13 protein-coding genes, 8 tRNA genes, 2 rRNA genes and 1 pseudogene are annotated in these 16686 nt (G+C 46.1%); 1 reads left to right on the top strand and 23 read right to left on the bottom strand.

Annotation, left to right across the window (positions count from 1 at the left end; genetic code table 11):
• Nucleotides 1–52: 52 nt before the first annotated feature.
• The 6 genes from KNP81_RS05010 to KNP81_RS04985 all read right to left on the bottom strand — a co-directional run bounded on the left by KNP81_RS05010 (nucleotide 53) and on the right by KNP81_RS04985 (nucleotide 6589).
• Nucleotides 53–613: a YdhK family protein gene (locus KNP81_RS05010; RefSeq protein WP_214718878.1), complete on the bottom strand. Its 561-nt coding sequence runs from the start codon at nucleotides 611–613 to the stop codon at nucleotides 53–55.
• Between the two features lie 132 nt (nucleotides 614–745).
• Nucleotides 746–1306 carry a hypothetical protein gene (locus KNP81_RS05005; RefSeq protein ID WP_214718876.1) on the bottom strand — a complete coding sequence of 187 codons (561 nt, stop codon included), beginning with the start codon at nucleotides 1304–1306 and terminating at the stop codon, nucleotides 746–748.
• A 534-nt stretch (nucleotides 1307–1840) separates the two neighbouring features.
• Nucleotides 1841–2581: a TatD family hydrolase gene (locus tag KNP81_RS05000; RefSeq protein ID WP_214718874.1), complete on the bottom strand. Its 741-nt coding sequence runs from the start codon at nucleotides 2579–2581 to the stop codon at nucleotides 1841–1843.
• Entirely contained in the window at nucleotides 2574–4004 is a 1431-nt protein-coding gene (gene qatC, locus KNP81_RS04995) for a Qat anti-phage system QueC-like protein QatC (RefSeq protein WP_214718872.1), read from the bottom strand. The genes KNP81_RS05000 and qatC overlap by 8 nt, the downstream gene beginning before the upstream one ends.
• The gene (locus KNP81_RS04990; RefSeq protein ID WP_214718870.1) at nucleotides 3997–4716 is read right to left on the bottom strand and encodes a hypothetical protein; all 720 of its coding nucleotides are present in this window, start codon (nucleotides 4714–4716) and stop codon (nucleotides 3997–3999) included. Before KNP81_RS04990 ends, qatC begins: the two co-directional genes overlap by 8 nt.
• Nucleotides 4717–4720: 4 nt before the next feature.
• Entirely contained in the window at nucleotides 4721–6589 is a 1869-nt protein-coding gene (locus KNP81_RS04985; protein ID WP_214718868.1) for a KAP family P-loop NTPase fold protein, read from the bottom strand.
• Nucleotides 6590–6862: 273 nt separating this feature from the next.
• Between KNP81_RS04985 and KNP81_RS15520 the strand changes: the two are divergent.
• Nucleotides 6863–7231, top strand: a pseudogene (locus KNP81_RS15520) (IS30 family transposase); the annotation flags it as partial.
• Nucleotides 7232–7430: 199 nt separating this feature from the next.
• On the opposite strand, the gene glmS reads toward KNP81_RS15520, so the two are convergent.
• From glmS to KNP81_RS04900, 17 genes are all read right to left on the bottom strand, one after another.
• Nucleotides 7431–9227, bottom strand: coding sequence for a glutamine--fructose-6-phosphate transaminase (isomerizing) (gene glmS / locus KNP81_RS04980; protein WP_034779756.1), 1797 nt, complete (start codon nucleotides 9225–9227; stop codon nucleotides 7431–7433).
• Nucleotides 9228–9585: 358 nt separating this feature from the next.
• On the bottom strand, nucleotides 9586–10944 hold the full coding sequence (gene glmM / locus KNP81_RS04975) for a phosphoglucosamine mutase (protein WP_214718866.1): 1359 nt from the start codon (nucleotides 10942–10944) through the stop codon (nucleotides 9586–9588).
• A 35-nt stretch (nucleotides 10945–10979) separates the two neighbouring features.
• Complete coding sequence (locus tag KNP81_RS04970) at nucleotides 10980–12260, bottom strand: CdaR family protein (RefSeq protein ID WP_214718864.1); 1281 nt, start codon at nucleotides 12258–12260, stop codon at nucleotides 10980–10982.
• Nucleotides 12261–13121 carry a diadenylate cyclase CdaA gene (cdaA, locus tag KNP81_RS04965; protein WP_214718855.1) on the bottom strand — a complete coding sequence of 287 codons (861 nt, stop codon included), beginning with the start codon at nucleotides 13119–13121 and terminating at the stop codon, nucleotides 12261–12263.
• 135 nt (nucleotides 13122–13256) lie between these two features.
• Nucleotides 13257–13892: a bactofilin family protein gene (locus KNP81_RS04960; protein ID WP_214718853.1), complete on the bottom strand. Its 636-nt coding sequence runs from the start codon at nucleotides 13890–13892 to the stop codon at nucleotides 13257–13259.
• On the bottom strand, nucleotides 13889–14464 hold the full coding sequence (gene sigW, locus KNP81_RS04955; protein ID WP_114166576.1) for an RNA polymerase sigma factor SigW: 576 nt from the start codon (nucleotides 14462–14464) through the stop codon (nucleotides 13889–13891). Before sigW ends, KNP81_RS04960 begins: the two co-directional genes overlap by 4 nt.
• Before the next feature lie 141 nt (nucleotides 14465–14605).
• Nucleotides 14606–15508, bottom strand: coding sequence for an arginase (rocF, locus tag KNP81_RS04950; protein ID WP_214718852.1), 903 nt, complete (start codon nucleotides 15506–15508; stop codon nucleotides 14606–14608).
• A 199-nt stretch (nucleotides 15509–15707) separates the two neighbouring features.
• Nucleotides 15708–15783, bottom strand: a tRNA-Ala gene (locus tag KNP81_RS04945).
• A gap of 15 nt (nucleotides 15784–15798) precedes the next feature.
• A tRNA-Gly gene (locus KNP81_RS04940) sits at nucleotides 15799–15873 on the bottom strand.
• A gap of 7 nt (nucleotides 15874–15880) precedes the next feature.
• Nucleotides 15881–15953, bottom strand: a tRNA-Lys gene (locus tag KNP81_RS04935).
• Between the two features lie 5 nt (nucleotides 15954–15958).
• Nucleotides 15959–16042 (bottom strand) — tRNA-Tyr (locus tag KNP81_RS04930).
• Between the two features lie 6 nt (nucleotides 16043–16048).
• Nucleotides 16049–16121, bottom strand: a tRNA-Thr gene (locus tag KNP81_RS04925).
• A gap of 29 nt (nucleotides 16122–16150) precedes the next feature.
• A tRNA-Val gene (locus KNP81_RS04920) sits at nucleotides 16151–16226 on the bottom strand.
• 3 nt (nucleotides 16227–16229) lie between these two features.
• Nucleotides 16230–16304, bottom strand: a tRNA-Glu gene (locus KNP81_RS04915).
• A 5-nt stretch (nucleotides 16305–16309) separates the two neighbouring features.
• A tRNA-Asn gene (locus tag KNP81_RS04910) sits at nucleotides 16310–16384 on the bottom strand.
• 8 nt (nucleotides 16385–16392) lie between these two features.
• Nucleotides 16393–16508: ribosomal RNA gene (gene rrf, locus KNP81_RS04905) — 5S ribosomal RNA — on the bottom strand.
• Nucleotides 16509–16603: 95 nt separating this feature from the next.
• Nucleotides 16604–16686: ribosomal RNA gene (locus tag KNP81_RS04900) — 23S ribosomal RNA — on the bottom strand; the annotation flags it as partial.

Below are 16686 nucleotides of genomic sequence, written 5' to 3'. Positions count from 1 at the left end.
TAAATAATCACCGTTAATAAATAAAAACCTCAGGATATCCTGAGGTTGATTTTTATTTTACGGCTTCGAGTTCATCTTCTGTGACCCATTTGTGGTTCGTGACGTCTTCCCCGTCGTTTGTCGTGAAGTCGACCATATACACCGTCGTCTGTTCGGCCGAATCAATCGTCGCCTCGGCGCCGTCCATCCCGTCCATATGGTCCGTGGCCAGAGTGGCTTCGGCGCCTTCTTCTAACGGTGCCTCGCCTGGATTATCGAGTTCTTCGTGAATGACCCACTTGTGATCCTCGACCGGATTGCCCTCATCCGTCGGGGTATAAGAGACCGAATAGACGGTCGTGTCATATGCACCGACGATTGTCGCCTCGGTGCCATCCATGCCCGGCATATGGTCGGCCGTCATCATAGCGGTCGACCCGACCGGGAACGTCGGATCTGTCGCTTCACTTAATCCGCTCGGCACCTCTCCTGATCCCGAATGGTCCATCATCGAATGGTCCGAATGTTCTTCTGTCAAATCGCTCGTCTGCGCCTCCTCGGCATCCCCACAAGCTGCCAAAGTCGTCGCGAGCAACATCGCGCTCAAACCTGTCATCCATTTTTTCTGTCTCATCAAATCTCTCCCTTACGTCTTTATGTGTATACGTTACCCTGCTATCGAGGTGGTGAGACGTTTTTAAGACCAATGCGATGATTTGTTATCGCTTTGATACATTAAAAAGACCGCCTCGCGGCGATCTTCAAGTTAATGCGCGTGCTTCACATCCTCGAACAAGCCGAGCGCGAACCCGGCCACCGCTCCGATCGTCGTCACGATGAGCACGTAATTCAAATCAACCCCTTGCCAGAACTGGCCTTTCATCACGTTCGTGACTTCAATCAAGACGGTCAACACGAGTGCCGTGACGAAGCTGGCCAATAGGAAGAAGCCGAGTGCTTTCTTTCCGTACACGATGACGCCGAGCATCGTACCGAAGGCCGTCGTCACCATAATCAGGAATGCCGTGTTTCCGTACGTGTCACCGAGCGTCGGGAAGATGGCCGCGAACGTTTCGCCAACCGCAAACCCGAGCAAGATAGAGGCGACCATGCCAATCGTGCTCAAGCCGACATTTCGAATCAAGTGTTCTCGGTGACCGAGCAAGAAGAACAACAGGATGCTGCCGACGACACCGGTGAGGAACGTGACGAGCACACCGGCTTCAATGAAGAGACTGAAGAGGAAACTGCTGAGTAAGAACGACACTAAACCGATCAACAACCCGATTGCCCAATGCGTCCGGTGACTTCCATAGACAATGTTCATGGTACTCATCTCCTTTTATCCTTCTAGTATCCTCTTGAACCGTTTTATGAAAACTAAACCGATTCGTTGCATCTTTTGAAAGAGTTCTTCACTTCGTCAAAAAAGCCGTCTATAGACGGCCTTCTCTTCATACAATTTGTTACTTTCCCCACAAAAAAGCCAAGATTCCGTGTACCCGTAAAATAAAGTCGTTCCCTGAGTATTTTCTAAAACCCTTGGTACGACTGACTTCCCATAAATTGTAGTCAAATTAGTTGTTCCCTGAAGTGCTAAATTTGTTCTGCTTTTCTCTAAGCTTTTCTTCTCGTTTTTTTCTACGTTCTTTCTCTACAGGCTTTTCCATCGCTCTTTTTATCAAACAAAAAAACACGAGCGGAAATCAGATGGTGATTCCGATTTCCGCTCGTGTTAGAGAACGTTGTATTTGACCAAGAATACCGTTTGTTTTGCTAAAGAACAACTTAATTTTACGAGTACATAGAAACAGGTCTACAGGTAAAAGGGAGAATAACATTCTGAGGACTCCCCTTTTCACTATTTTAATGATTCTTTTTGCTTTGTTAATAGAGTTTTTAGATTTTGATAAATAATTTGTTCGAACTTCTCTACACTTAATTTTTCGGAAAATTTATTATATATCTCAGGTAAGTTATAAGATATACCGTTTAAGTTTGATTTACCAAAAGGAGCATCTGTCTCAAGGAGCAATCTATCAAGAGGTACAGACTTAATAAAATCAAAACCTTTTTGAGAGTTCAGCATAGAATGGTTTACGGAAAAGTAATAACCTTGATTTACAATTTTTCGTGCAAATTCTATATCACCTGAATACCAATGAAAGATAGCATGCTCTACCTCGTGCCTTATGAGCATTTCTAAAACATCATTTTCTGCTTTTCGAGAATGAATCGACATTATCTTATTCAACCTCGCTGACTGATTGCAGATATAGTCGAACGCATCATTTTGTACTTTCTTCGTATGAACAAACTCTTTAGAATAGTCTAATCCTACTTCTCCAACATATTTAGTGGTTAGTAGCATCGAATCGAATAAGTTTTTGTTAAACGGATATTTCGCACTAAGTTGCGGATTGTAACCAAGACCTAACTTCACATATTTACCTTCAGAAAATTCATTTAGACAACTCTGATATATTTCAGGCAAATTAGTTACAAAAAGAGCATACGTGTGACTTTCTTCAAACGTATTGTACATTTGTTTATAATTCGTAAAATAATCTATATGAATGTGCATATCAGACAAATTATTCATGTTCTACCGCTTCCTGAACACCTGCATAATTAATTAGTCCGTTGTCATGGCTCTTTACCATCTCCAACAATTCATCCATAGATTTACGATAAACTCTTTCATAACCTTTTAACTCTTCATCAGTTAATGTGCCCTGCTGAAGCAACAATCCTTTGACGTAATCATCGTCTTCCTTGTGTTCAAGATAACGATTGAGACTAAATAAAACAGCCTTTAAGTCACTTGCTCTCCCTTGAATATTGTTATAGTTCATGATGAAATCTGTGCCTAACTCATATAGGGGATTGTATAACGTATTGTCATTATCGATATTAGAAAAGGAAGCCCTTCTAATTAAGCAGGGATAACAATAACCGCAATTACAAGGGGTGGTTACCTTATCACTCTTTTTTTTATCATAACGAGATAGGCAAGGATGAGAACAAGAAAGAGTTTCATGCGAATGAGCTTTAAATACTTCATTATCCCTATGCTCTTCTAAAAGTTCTCCTTTAGTCTTATCCCAATAAAAGTTTGAAATCTCATTTTTAATGCCTATCTTCTCAAGGATAGAATTCAATGATTTTATAAAAATCGGATGCGTAGTCCTCGTACTACAACTACCTGTTCTACTATTCGTGAGAGGGACATTTACTCCGATAAACCCATTCTCGGGTATGTATACTGGAGTATCTTCTCCTATTAATGAAGCGACAGAAACAGCTCCTGCAATGAACAATAATGACCTACTACGACTCGTACTCTCTACTGAAAGTTTTTCTAACTGATCACCTCTTTGAACTGGCATTAATGGATTTACATTGAACAGTAATAGCTCACTTTCCAAGATCGTATAATGATTATTTATAGACCTGAATAATTCGTTTTGACGATTAGTCAAAAGACTGTATTCCTTAAATCCAAGAAAAAGAACATTCTTTTGTTCCTCTGAGAGTGATAATGCCCCACAGAATGAATCTAATCCTCCAGAAAACAAGCTAACAGAATCATATTTTTCTTTATTTATGATATTGTTAGAATTTTTTTTATCACCTCTGAATCTTAATTCTGTGAGTCTGAATTCAAACTCCCACTTATCACCGCTTAAAAAACCAATCGTGTATTCAAGTTCTGCTTTTACTGAATTCCACTTCTCTAATTCCAATACAGGAATATAGAGTTTTAAACTTCTAGTCCAATTATCTGAGAAGTTCTTTCTTGGAATTCTCTTGTCGGCACAGAATACACTTGAGGCAATTACGAGGAAGTCCTCGTTAACCTCATTTAAATATTCAATACCGAATCTCCTCCACAGCTGTTCCATATCCGTTTTTACATTCGACTTATTCTTTTTATCAAATAAATTAAATACAAGAAAATGTTTATCTGATGAGTCTACAATATCCAAATCATCAACATTCTTATTAATCCAAATTTCACTCATTTATCTCACCCCAAGCAGAAAGAATTTCAAGAGTATTCTCATATGTAGTATTCAAAACTCTATTGCCTTCATCTCCATTCCAATCAATCTCTTGGATTTTTTTCATAGAGAACTTTTTTTCAATAGAGGTTCTAATGTATCTTTTAACGTGTTTCTCAGCCACTTTATACTTGTCAATATTGTCAAACATACTCAGTAACTTCTCAGTGAAATTTGCAAAAAAGCAATTTTGTATAAATTTGATAATAAATTCTCTCATGAAGTCACCTGTGTCCAAAGAAGTAAAGGCTTCTTCAAAATCATCTACAGCATTAATACCTTTAAGAAGCTCCCTCATAAGTTCATTCATGCTTTGGTTAGAAATGCTTTCGTAAAACTCATTACCCCCTTCACTAAAATATTTAATTAATCCGCTTCGTACATTTTCAGGAGTTTCATTTTTCAAATGAGAAAGCCCATATCGGTCCAACGTTTCAGAAAAACCGTATTTTCTAACAGAATCAACAAAACTTAGTGCTCTCCCGCTTGATTGAATAGCTCTACTAGAATTTGATCCCGAACCTCGAGAGCTATTCAACGCTTTTGCAAAATTGGAAATCGCTTTACCTGTTGATGATGGGCTAAAGTTGTCTTTCACCATCTTTGTTACATCTCTCTTTGTATCTGGCCAAAGAAAGCCTGTAGGTGGTAAATAGCCTTTTGACGTCCCCATTCTATTACATCTCCCCTAGTTCCCAAAGTTCTCGCTTTGATTTTTTAAATTCAATATAATACTCTTTTAACTCCGAAAATGAGCCATCATCTAATTGCTTAAAAAGTAGAATTTCATCAAAGCTAATACGTTCTCCATCTATTTTTTTCAACTCATCAAAGATTTTAGACTTATATTGAGGAAGCAATTCATAACATTCGATCAATGTTTCTAATTGCGTCTTGTCTTGGTGATACCGTTCCAAGATACCTTTAAAGATTTCATTTCTCGTGACTTCATCCATTGTGAGCATTTGTTTTATTCTTTTTCTACGAATTGCAACGTTTACATCAATATCGCATATTTGATTAATGTATTTTCTTTCTTCTTGATTTAGATTTACTGAAAAGAGTCTTCTATCAGATACAGAATCTTTCGCCAAATAAAAATATGGAGAAAGGTCTACATCTGTAAGTCTCGGATGGACACCCAACCAACGCTTCATCTTTTCACTTGTCCAGTTAACATTTTTGCTTAAAGACTCAATATTAAATTCTTCTCCATCTTTCAATTCGCCCAAAACACTATCTTCGAGAGTCTTTAATTGGATTGGTTTACCATCGTGTTCAAACTGCCATTGGAACAACTCTTTAAATAACTCACTATCAAAATATTCTAACACCATTAATTTAGCTAAAATTGATGAATTCAATTCAATTCGTTGAATTTCTGCGAGCCTTTTGCGTATATAAAACGTATTTAAGAATCGCTTGGTTTGACGTGGGTTTCCCTTTAAAGAAGAAGCTACAATACTTCCTATGCCATTAAAAATTCGAATTTGCTGTTCAAAATCATTCTCAGTCACTCCATTTTTATACTTCGATCCATTGTCCTCAGTTTCTTTTTGAACAATTTCTAGTATTTCTGTTCCAGAGATGATTTCACCCTTTATAAAAATCCCTTTATCTTTTAAGCGTTCAAGAAGTTGGTTTAGTACGGTGTCATTCAAGTGTATTTCCGCAATAAGTAACAACATGTAGTTCTTAACATCACTTTCTGCTAACTCTGCAATTTTAATCGGCAGTTGTACGATTTTTTCTATATAATCTGTAGAAACGTTAATCCCTTCATCACTTAATTGAGGATATTTTCTTTTAATAGAGTAGGTGATTATGTTTTCATCCATTGCAATTATAAAAGTTGTTTTCTGAACTGAAAGGAATAGTTTAATCGCTTCAAGAGTATCCATGATACGGTCAGGATTACATCTATCTAAATCGTCAATAAGAATGATGAGATTATCCACCGAAGACTCTTCTATTAGAGCACTAAAGTCGTTTCTAAAACTCCTTATATTCTCTATTAAGTTCCCCTCTGAGGGTGTTTTCATATAACCGTCTTTAAATTGTGTGGCTTGGTCAATATGTTTCTGAACATCCTCTGGAGAATCTAAATTTGTTGGCGTAGATATCATTATTGGTGGAATTCCTGTAAACCCTGCCATAGCTAATGGTATTCCGTGTTTTAATGCAGTCTTACCTACTGCCATCCAATTGACTCTATCTCTCAGACTTTTAATTTTATCCTTAGATGCATCTATAAAGGATTGATTCTCTTTCATCCCTTGCAATATAGATTCCATCAGAGCTGTTTTTGCATCTTCATATCCTTCAAACATCCATGCATTTACTTTAATCACAGCGATTTTTTTATCTGTCTGTATTTGAGTTTGCTCTTCAATCAAATTTAGCAATGTTGATTTACCGCTCCCCCAATTACCAAATAATCCAATAGTTAAAGGATTCATCCTTTCACTTATAGCAATTTCAGCAATCAAATCAGCATAAGGTCTATAAGCCAACATATCTATCTTTGAAGCGTCATCAGCCCACATATTTATACCACCTCATTATTTATATTATTCAACTAACCCCCCTAAAAACATTGTCCTTCTTTTACCATTTAATTTCAAATTTTATTTAAAAAAATTACAAAAAGACATCTATTAAAAGATGTCTTTAATGAATTGTAAAATTAAGTGTAATACCTGAACGCGCAAAGGAACGCTATTTGAAGATAAAGACCAACTACGGCGCCAAGACGAAGACACGTCTGACAATCATTGAGAAGCTGCGGGCGACCTGGTCACCGAAACAGATTGCGAGGAGAGGTACGCACACGCGGGACTTTCGGTCACTGGGAGCGCGACACCGTCGTTTCGAGTCTTAGGAAGTCGAAGGCATGCGTCGCGATCTTCATAGAGCGCAAGAGCCGATTCTACATCGTCCTGCCAATCAGGGATCGAAGCGCGGCCTCGATGGGCGATCCGTGCGGTGAACGGCTCATTTCCGGATGGCACCGACGACGGACCGGGGCAAAGAGTTCAGCTGTCAAGAGCGCATCTGGGCGCCCCTCGGCGTGTCGTTCTATTTCGCCGAACCCTACTCGTCCTGGTAGAGAGGAAGCAACGAGAACGCCAACGGGCTCCTCCGCGCTCGCCAAGATCAACGGATTGCCGAGGAAATGCCTTAGCTAGAAAACAGCACACGAGGTCTTCACCGAGGAAGTATTGCGCTTAATTTGACAAACCGTCAAACAAAAAACACGAGGGAAATCGGATAGTGATTCCGATTTCCCTCGTGTTAGGGAACGTTATATTTAACCAAGAATACAGTTTGTTTTGCTAAAAAACAACTTAATTTTACGGGCACACCTGAAAGATCTTGGCCTACCGTTTATTCGACTGTGACTGATTTCGCCAAGTTACGTGGCTTGTCGACATCGCAATCACGCGCAAGAGCCGCGTAATACGAGATGAGTTGAAGCGGTAATACCGTCACGAGCGGCGTGAGCAGTGGCTCGACACGCGGCAAGACGAATGAATCACTCTCGTGTTCCATGCCTTCCATCGAGATCGTGCAGGCAACGGCGCCACGGGCGACAACTTCCTTGATGTTTCCACGGATGTTGAGGTGCGTGTTTGGTTGCGAGACGAGCGTGATGACCGGTGTGCCATCTTCAATCAAGGCGATCGGTCCGTGCTTGAGCTCACCACCTGGGTAGCCTTCTGCTTGGATATACGAGATCTCTTTGAGCTTGAGGGCACCTTCGAGACCGACGTATGAGTCCATGCCGCGACCGAGGAAGAACGCGTTGCGTGACTCTTTCAAGAACTTGTCTGCCAATTGCTCAAAGATTTCTTTTTGAGCCATGACCGAGTCCATGATCGTCGCGACACGCGCGAGCTCTGTCATGAGGTCAAACGGAAGCTTCTTGCCGTTCGCACGAGCGATGTCGTAGGCGAGGATGGCGAGCACGGCGATTTGGGCCGTGTATGCTTTCGTCGATGCGACCGCGATCTCCGGGCCGGCGTGGAGGAGCATCGTTTCGTTCGCTTCACGTGAGAGCGTCGAACCGGCAACGTTCGTGAGTGTGAGCGCCTTGTAGCCGCGCTTCTTCACTTCGACGAGGACGGCCCGACTGTCCGCTGTCTCACCTGATTGTGAGATGAAGAGGAACAACGGCTTCTCCGTGAGGAGCGGCATGTTGTAACCGAATTCTGAAGCGACGTGCACTTCTGTCGGCACACCTGCGACGCGCTCGATCAATTGCTTGCCGACGAGACCAGCGTGGTAGCTCGTACCACAGGCGACGATATAGATGCGGTCCGCTTCTGAGACGAGCGAGCGCACGCCTTCTGTGAGCTCGATGTCACCGGCGTCGTTCTGGTAGTGCTGGATGATGTTGCGGATGACGGCCGGCTGCTCGTCCATCTCCTTCAACATGTAGTGCGCGTACGTGCCTTTCTCGATGTCTGACGCATCGATCTCGGCCGTATACGGGGCACGTTCGAGGACTTCGCCGTCGAGTGTCTTGATCGTCGCCGATTCGCGCGTCAAGATGACGATCTCGCCGTCGTGGAGCTCGAGGTACTGGTCCGTCACTTGGAGCATCGCCATCGCGTCAGACGCCACGACGTTGAACGTGCCGTCGCCGAGTCCGACGAGGAGCGGTGACTTGTTCTTGCCGATATAGAGGCGTTCTTTATCTTCCGAGTCGATCATCGCGATCGCGTACGAGCCGTGGAGCTCAGACAACGTCTTGCGGAACGCCGCCTCGACGTCGCCGAGTTCGACGAAGTTCTTCTCCATCAACTGGACGATGACTTCCGTGTCCGTCTCCGAGAGGAACGGCACGTCGAGTGTCGCCTTGATCTGTTCGTCGTTCTCGATGACACCGTTGTGGACGAGCGTGAAGCGGCCCGTCGTGCTCTGGTGCGGGTGGGCGTTCGGCACGCTCGGCACCCCGTGTGTTGCCCATCGTGTGTGGCCGATTCCAATCGTGCCATCTACTTCTGCTGGGACGACTTCGCGTAGCGCAGCAATCCGGCCGACTTCTTTATGCACGTTCACATTATCATGCATCAAAGCAAGACCTGCCGAGTCGTAACCGCGGTACTCGAGTTTTTCAAGACCTTTGAGAAGGATTTCCTTCGCTCCGGTATTCCCAATCATTCCTACAATTCCACACATACAAAAATCTCCTCTATATTCGATTTCTCGAAAAAGGAAACGGGCTTTTTCTAAGAGCTGTCAACGCGCTCCCCTTTGGCCGTCCGGTCGCCCGGGCGTTTTGAGGGTTTGCTTGTAGTCGTGACAGGCGACTAGGAGGCATCCGCCGAAAACTCGATAACCTCCAACCTCGTCAACTCCGAAGAGTTCTGGCGCTTGTTTCGTACTGGGTGTCCTTCCGTTTCTAAGGTCACGCTTTTAATAGTACAAATCACACCTCCATTCGTCAAGAAAATCACATAATTTCACAGTGACAAAACGGAAACAAAAAGGGAACCCGAGGACGGATTCCCTTGTTTTATTCCCTATTTCGACAGAATTATCCTTCTACACCGTAATCTTCGCGGACAACTTGTGCGATTCGTTCGACATAACGGTCACATTCTTCCGAAGTCGGTGCTTCCGCCATGACGCGTACGAGCGGCTCCGTACCAGAGGCGCGGACGAGGATACGGCCGTTGCCGTTCATTTCTGCTTCCGCTTCTTGAATCGTCGCGAGCACACGGTCGCCGTTCATCGCTTCATTCTTATCCGTGACACGGATGTTGACGAGTTTTTGTGGGTAGACCGGCATCTCAGCCGCGAGTTCTGACAGCTTGCGGCCTGTCGTCTTCACGATTTGGGCGAGTTGAACGCCAGAGAGCATACCGTCTCCCGTCGTCGAGTGGTCGAGGAAGATGAGGTGACCCGACTGCTCGCCACCGAGTGTGTAGTTGTGTTTTTTCATCTCTTCGACGACGTAACGGTCACCGACTGCCGTCTGAAGCGCCGTCATACCAGCCTCTTCAACGGCTTTATGGAATCCGAGGTTACTCATGACCGTCGCAACGATTGTGTTGTCTTTGAGACGACCTTTCTCGCTCAAGTACTTCCCGCAAATGTACATGATTTTATCGCCGTCGACGATATCGCCGTTCTCATCAATCGCAATCAAGCGGTCGCCATCGCCATCAAAAGCAAGACCCATATCCGCTCCTTTATCACGAACGAATTGCGCCAAGTGCTCTGGGTGAGTCGAACCGACACCTTCGTTAATGTTCAAGCCGTTCGGCGAGTTCCCGATCGTCGAGACGTTCGCTTCGAGGTCAGCAAATAAACGGGCTGCCAATCCGCTCGTTGCACCGTGGGCGCAGTCGAGGGCGATATGGAGACCGTCGAAATCTTCGTCGACCGTCTGTTTCAACATTTGAAGGTACTTCTGTGCACCCTCGTAGTAGTCTGAGACAAAGCCGAGGTCTTTCCCGACCGGGCGTGGCAACGTGTCTTCCGACGCATCCAAAATCGCTTCGATTTCCGCTTCTGTCGCGTCATCGAGCTTGAAGCCGTCGCTACCAAAGAACTTGATACCGTTATCCGCGACCGGGTTGTGCGATGCCGAGATCATGACACCGGCTGTTGCATCAAGCGACTTCGTCAAATAAGCGACACCTGGCGTCGAGATGACGCCGAGACGCATCACTTCGGCTCCGATTGATAGGAGACCCGCGATGAGTGCACCTTCAAGCATGTGGCCTGAAATGCGTGTGTCACGGCCAATCAAAACTTTTGGCTGTTCGCCGACTGGCAAGTGTTTCGATAACACGTAGCCGCCCGCACGACCTAAACGATATGCTAATTCTGCTGTCAATTCTGAGTTCGCGACACCGCGGACTCCATCAGTTCCAAAATATTTACCCATGAATTCAATTCCTCACTTTTGTATGATTGAACGCCTCATTGAATCGAGGACGTTTCGGTTTGTTCATCGACACTCGTCAACTCAATGTCGATCGTTTTCGGTGAGACGACGGTCACACCTTTTGGTACTTCATAATCGACGTCGACCCCATGCAGTCCGCTCGGGAGACCTGTCAAATCCAAGGTCACACTCACACTGTTCGACGTGATGTTTTCCAACAGGGATCGCTTCCCGGACAACGTCACTCCAATCACTTCAGGAGCTTGGAGCGTAAAGTTGGTCCGGTCATACCCCCGCACGGTCACAGGGACCGTCAAGCGAACCCGTTCCGTCAATTCGCCTGTGTCGTCTCGCGTCTCATCTGCAGCCCGGACGAGCAATTGGACTTCCGCTTGCTTTGTCGCAAGGGATGAAGCGCCTTCTGGCAAAGCGAGATTGGCGGTCACTTTCCCGGTCTTGTCGATGCCGTCTAAATCAATCGGCTCCGTCTCCACGGTGTCGATCGCATCGAGCACGTCTTGTGGCGCAAAGACACGGACTTCCGTCTCTTCAAGCAACGTATCGACAAGTCTGTAATCGTTGGCCACTTCACCAGTCGTGACTGCTTCGATCGGGAAGACGGCACTTTGTTCGTAGACCGGGACCGACACACTGATGATGTTCGGTTCAACAGTCACGTTGAGCGGATTGCCGTTCGCATCTAAAATCGTCGGCGTCAATTCTCGCGTGAACGTTTGACTTTGGTTGGCGACATCGACGTTCAACGTGATCTCTTTGACGTTTTGAATCCGACTGGCACCGCCCGACACTTTCACCGTTGCCGGTTCAATATCGGCGTCACCAACCACTTTCCCTTCTGGCAATTGATCTTTATTCAATAGGTTGACCGACACTGGGACTTCGACCGTCTGTTTGCGGTCAATATAGATTTCGACCGTATCCCGCTCGAGTTCGACGTTGACGTCTCCGCCAAAACCTCGTGCCTCGACCGGAACGCGATGGAAGCCTGTCCCAAGGTTCGTTAAATCGACGAAGACTTGATAATCTTTCACCAATTTGGTCATCGTCAAACTGCTGGACGGACCTTGCAGTTCAACGCTCATTTCTTCTGGGACGTTATACGCCACGTACTGCACCTCATCGAAAAACACTTCGACGGGAACGTCGAGCGTCATCGAACTTTGTCCGACGATCGGGAGGGCATTCGTGGAGTTGGTCGACGAACTCGTCTCGGCGACCATGAAATAAAGTAGGATGGCTAAAGCAAGTGCGATGACGCGGAGAAACCATTTATGTTGTAACCACTGATCAATCACTTACTTGTCCCCCCCTTTTTTATTAAAGAACGAGAGCGTCGTCTCTTTTTCTTCATTAACGAGTTCTTGGATCAACTTATTGCGAAGTGCCTCCTCATCCAACTCTCGATACAGACGACCGGCAATCGCGAGTGACACGGCGCCTGTTTCTTCAGAGACGGTGAGGGTCACGCTATCAGTCACTTCACTGACCCCGATGGCGGCCCGGTGTCGTGTCCCTAACGCTTTATCGATGTGCGGGCTCTCGGACAACGGCAAATAACAAGCCGCGGCCGCAATTTTCCCGTCCTGGATAATCATCGCCCCGTCATGCAGCGGGGTGTTCGGAATGAAAATGTTGATGATCAGTTGTGATGTGATGTGCGAATCCATGCGAATCCCGGTCTCGACGTACTCATTCAAGCCCGTATCGCGTTCAATCGCAATCAATGCACCGATGCGACGTTTTGACATGTATTGCGCCGAACTGACGATCGCTTCGATCATTTGGCGTTGCTTATCCTCATCGCTCGTGCTCGTTCGGCCGAACAAATTACTTGTTCGTCCTAAATGCTCGAGTCCTCTTCGGAGTTCTGGTTGGAAGATGATAATGATCCCAAGTAGTCCATATGTGATGATTTGATTCAATAAGAACTGTAACGTCTTCAACCCAAAGAACCCACTGAGGAACCAGCTGACAAGGATGATGGAAATCCCTTTAATCAATTGGACCGCTTTTGTCCCACGTACAATCATCATCAACTTATAGATGACATACGTGACGACGACAATATCTAAAACGTCATTCAAATAATCGTACCAATGTACGTTCTCTGAAAGACTAAAAAATGATAAGAATGATACCTGTTCAAGTAGCGGCAAATGCTCCCCTCCTCAACTACCTAGCCAATTCGTGCAAATTACATTATATCACATTTCCGAAACCGCGCATCGCTAGACAATAAAACGAAACCAGATTGAAACGAACACAAAAAGACGCCGTCTCCGGCGTCTCCGTTAGAAGATTTGTTTGAACGAATACCACATCCACTCAAACATCCGATCGATCTGCTCAAGTTCTCCCGTGACTTCTCCAGCGCTAGCCAGATAAGCCCGACCATTTACAGCCGTCGCGTTCCCATTGACGGTCCCTTCAATTCGAAGGTCCCCGCCTTGGACCGTGATATCCCGCTCGACGGTAACGCCTTCCGGGATGACGACCTCGTTCGACGTGACAACGATGCCCGGCACTTTCGTGTACGTCATCGTCTCTGTCGATTCGTTCCATAGGCCGAGTGTCGCGCTCGACATCAAACTGAAGAATAAGGCGGCTGCCATCAGTCCTGGATGCTTACGGAACCACGTCATCCATTTGGATGGTGGTTTGCGTTTCGTCTGGACTTTTTCATCAAATCGAGTCACCGGTGTGACCTCGACCCGTGCTTTCGCGTCCGGTAGAGATGCCATCACACGGGCTGTAAAATCATCGGATAGTTTCGGCCGTGGTAAGGCCTTCAGTTCGGCATCTATTCGTTCGTATTGGAGGTACGCTTCATATAAGTCGTCGTCCTCCAACAAGTGACGTAGTTCGTCAGATTCTTCGGGCAGGATGCCATCTTCCAAATATTGTTGTACTTTTTCTTCAGGAGTCAATTGAACCCCTCCCTGTTTTGAAAGATTGTCTTTAACATTTCTCTTCCCCGGAAAATCCTTGTTTTAACCGTAGCGACCGGCATATCGATCATGACGCTAATCTCTTTGAGCGATAAATCATCCACGTACTTCAGCAGGAGCGGAATCCGATACTTATCGGGCAACTGCTTAATCGCGTCATGCATCTCGCCTCGAATTTCGCGATGAACGACTTGGGCATCGGGTTGGGGTGCTTCATCAGCCAAATGGTCCTGATAGGTCAAGCCGTCGGTGCCCGCAATCTCGGCATCCATCGAATACTCCGGCTTTCGTTTTCTGAGACGATCGATTGCGACGTTCGTTGCAATGCGATAGAGCCACGTCTTGAACTTGTACTGAGGATCGTACGTATCAATCCGGGTATACGCCCGAATGAACGTCTCCTGGGCTGCGTCTTCCGCTTCGCCACGATCATATAATATCTTATAAGCGACAGCAAAGACACCATCCTTGTACAGTTCTACCAGCTCAGCAAACGAATCATGATTCCCCGACCTTAATTCGTCGACTAAACGGGTGGTCAGCCGTTCCATCAGTCCACTTCCCCTCTCCGCAACCTATGCGGTCATCCTTCTATACGGATTTGTCTCTATGTAGGTTTCATTAAAATCGCATGACAATAAAAAAAGTTTCCAAGTCCATTGTAGCAAACAGACTCGGAAACTGTAAGGTCGTCAGACAGTTTCACTTTCCAATAACAGGTTTTCTCTGGATTTCAAAATCGTTTTACATAACTCGAACGCCAACTGGGCCGTTGTGTCATCATGGTCGAGCGATGGATTTAATTCTACGAGTTCGACCGCAATCAAATCGTCAGCCTTCATCACTTCGGCCAAGATGGCTTTGCCTTCTTCGGCGGTCAGTCCTTGATCGACTGGCGTGCCGGTGCCTGGAACAAGTTTCGCATCCAAGCTATCCATATCGAAGCTGAGATAGAAGCGATCCACACGTGCGCGCAAATAAGCGAGTGCCTCGTCCATCATGACATCGACACCCCGTGTCCGAATCTCTTCGACCGTGATTACTTTAATACCGAGTCGATTGATTTCTCGAATTTCACCTTCGTCGATGTCCCGAAGCGCCATATACACCAAATGTTCGGGCGCGAGTTTCGGTTCACGTCCGCCGACCTCAGTCAAGCGGATATCTCCCATCCCCATCGCCGCAGCAAGTGGCATCCCATGAATATTGCCTGATGGTGAGGTCTCACCCGTGTTCAAGTCAGCGTGCGCATCGACCCAGATGACACCATATGGCCCCGTTTTGGCAAGACCCGCCAGCGTTCCGATTGCCATGCTGTGATCGCCCCCAACAATCAACGGGAATCGCTTCGCTTGAATGTCTGCATCGACAACCTCCGCGAGTTCTTGCACCGTGTATAAGACTCCATCTACCCGCTTCAAATGCTCTTCACTGTTAATCATTTCAGATTCAGGTAAGACACGGATTATCTGTTGCTTCGCTTCTGCTGGCAATAGTGTTTCCAATCCGAGTGCCCGTAATTTTGATGGACCTTGCTCTACGCCATGTTTCCCCTGTCCATAACGTAACGGTACTTCAATATATGACCAATTCATCCCCATTCCCCCTTGAACGTTTATAGCTTCATTGTAAACGCTACCAAACTCGTGGTTCAACTTCACACAATGATGAATAAACATACAAAAAGGCAGCCTGAATGGTGGCAGGCTGCCTTTCTCTGTACTCTCAAGTGAATGGTTCATGGATTTAGGCAAAAAAAAACTTAAGTCATAAGTAACTTAAGAAAAAAACAAATGGTGGAGCCTAGCGGGATCGAACCGCTGACCTCCTGCGTGCAAGGCAGGCGCTCTCCCAGCTGAGCTAAGGCCCCGTCAAGGGAATAATATGGAGCGGAAGACGGGATTCGAACCCGCGACCCCGACCTTGGCAAGGTCGTATTCTACCACTGAACTACTTCCGCATAAAAATGAGCCATGCAGGGCTCGAACCTGCGACCCTCTGATTAAAAGTCAGATGCTCTACCAACTGAGCTAATGGCTCAAACCTGGTGGGGGGGGGCGGATTCGAACCGCCGAACCCGAGGGAGCGGATTTACAGTCCGCCGCGTTTAGCCACTTCGCTACCCCCCCAAGGAGTGCCGGCGAAAGGATTCGAACCCTCGACCCTCTGATTACAAGTCAGATGCTCTACCAACTGAGCTACACCGGCATATATGGTTTGATTATTTATTAAAAAGATGGTGGAGGATGACGGGATCGAACCGCCGACCCCCTGCTTGTAAGGCAGGTGCTCTCCCAGCTGAGCTAATCCTCCAAATGGTGACCCGTACGGGATTCGAACCCGTGTTACCGCCGTGAAAGGGCGGTGTCTTAACCGCTTGACCAACGGGCCTTAATTGGCTCCGCAAGTAGGATTTGAACCTACGACCTACCGGTTAACAGCCGGTTGCTCTACCACTGAGCTATTGCGGAACGATCTTGCCTGGCAGCGTCCTATCCTCACAGGGGGAGACCCCCAACTACTTTCGGCGCTGAAGCGCTTAACTTCCGTGTTCGGCATGGGAACGGGTGTGGCCGCTTCGCTATCGCCACCAGACAAAAGAATATTAACATCGCCCCAAGGGCGTGTCAATCCATTTCAGGGTTGTTCCCTGAAAACTGAAGACTCATCAATTCACACAAACCTTAGACTAGATCAAAGCCTCGACCGATTAGTATCATTCAGCTCCACACGTCGCCGTGCTTCCACCCATGACCTATCTACCTCATCGTCT

This window comes from Exiguobacterium sp. s149, from assembly GCF_018618395.1.
GTDB lineage: Bacteria > Bacillota > Bacilli > Exiguobacteriales > Exiguobacteriaceae > Exiguobacterium > Exiguobacterium chiriqhucha.
This window is presented reverse-complemented; position numbering and strand designations above follow the sequence as displayed.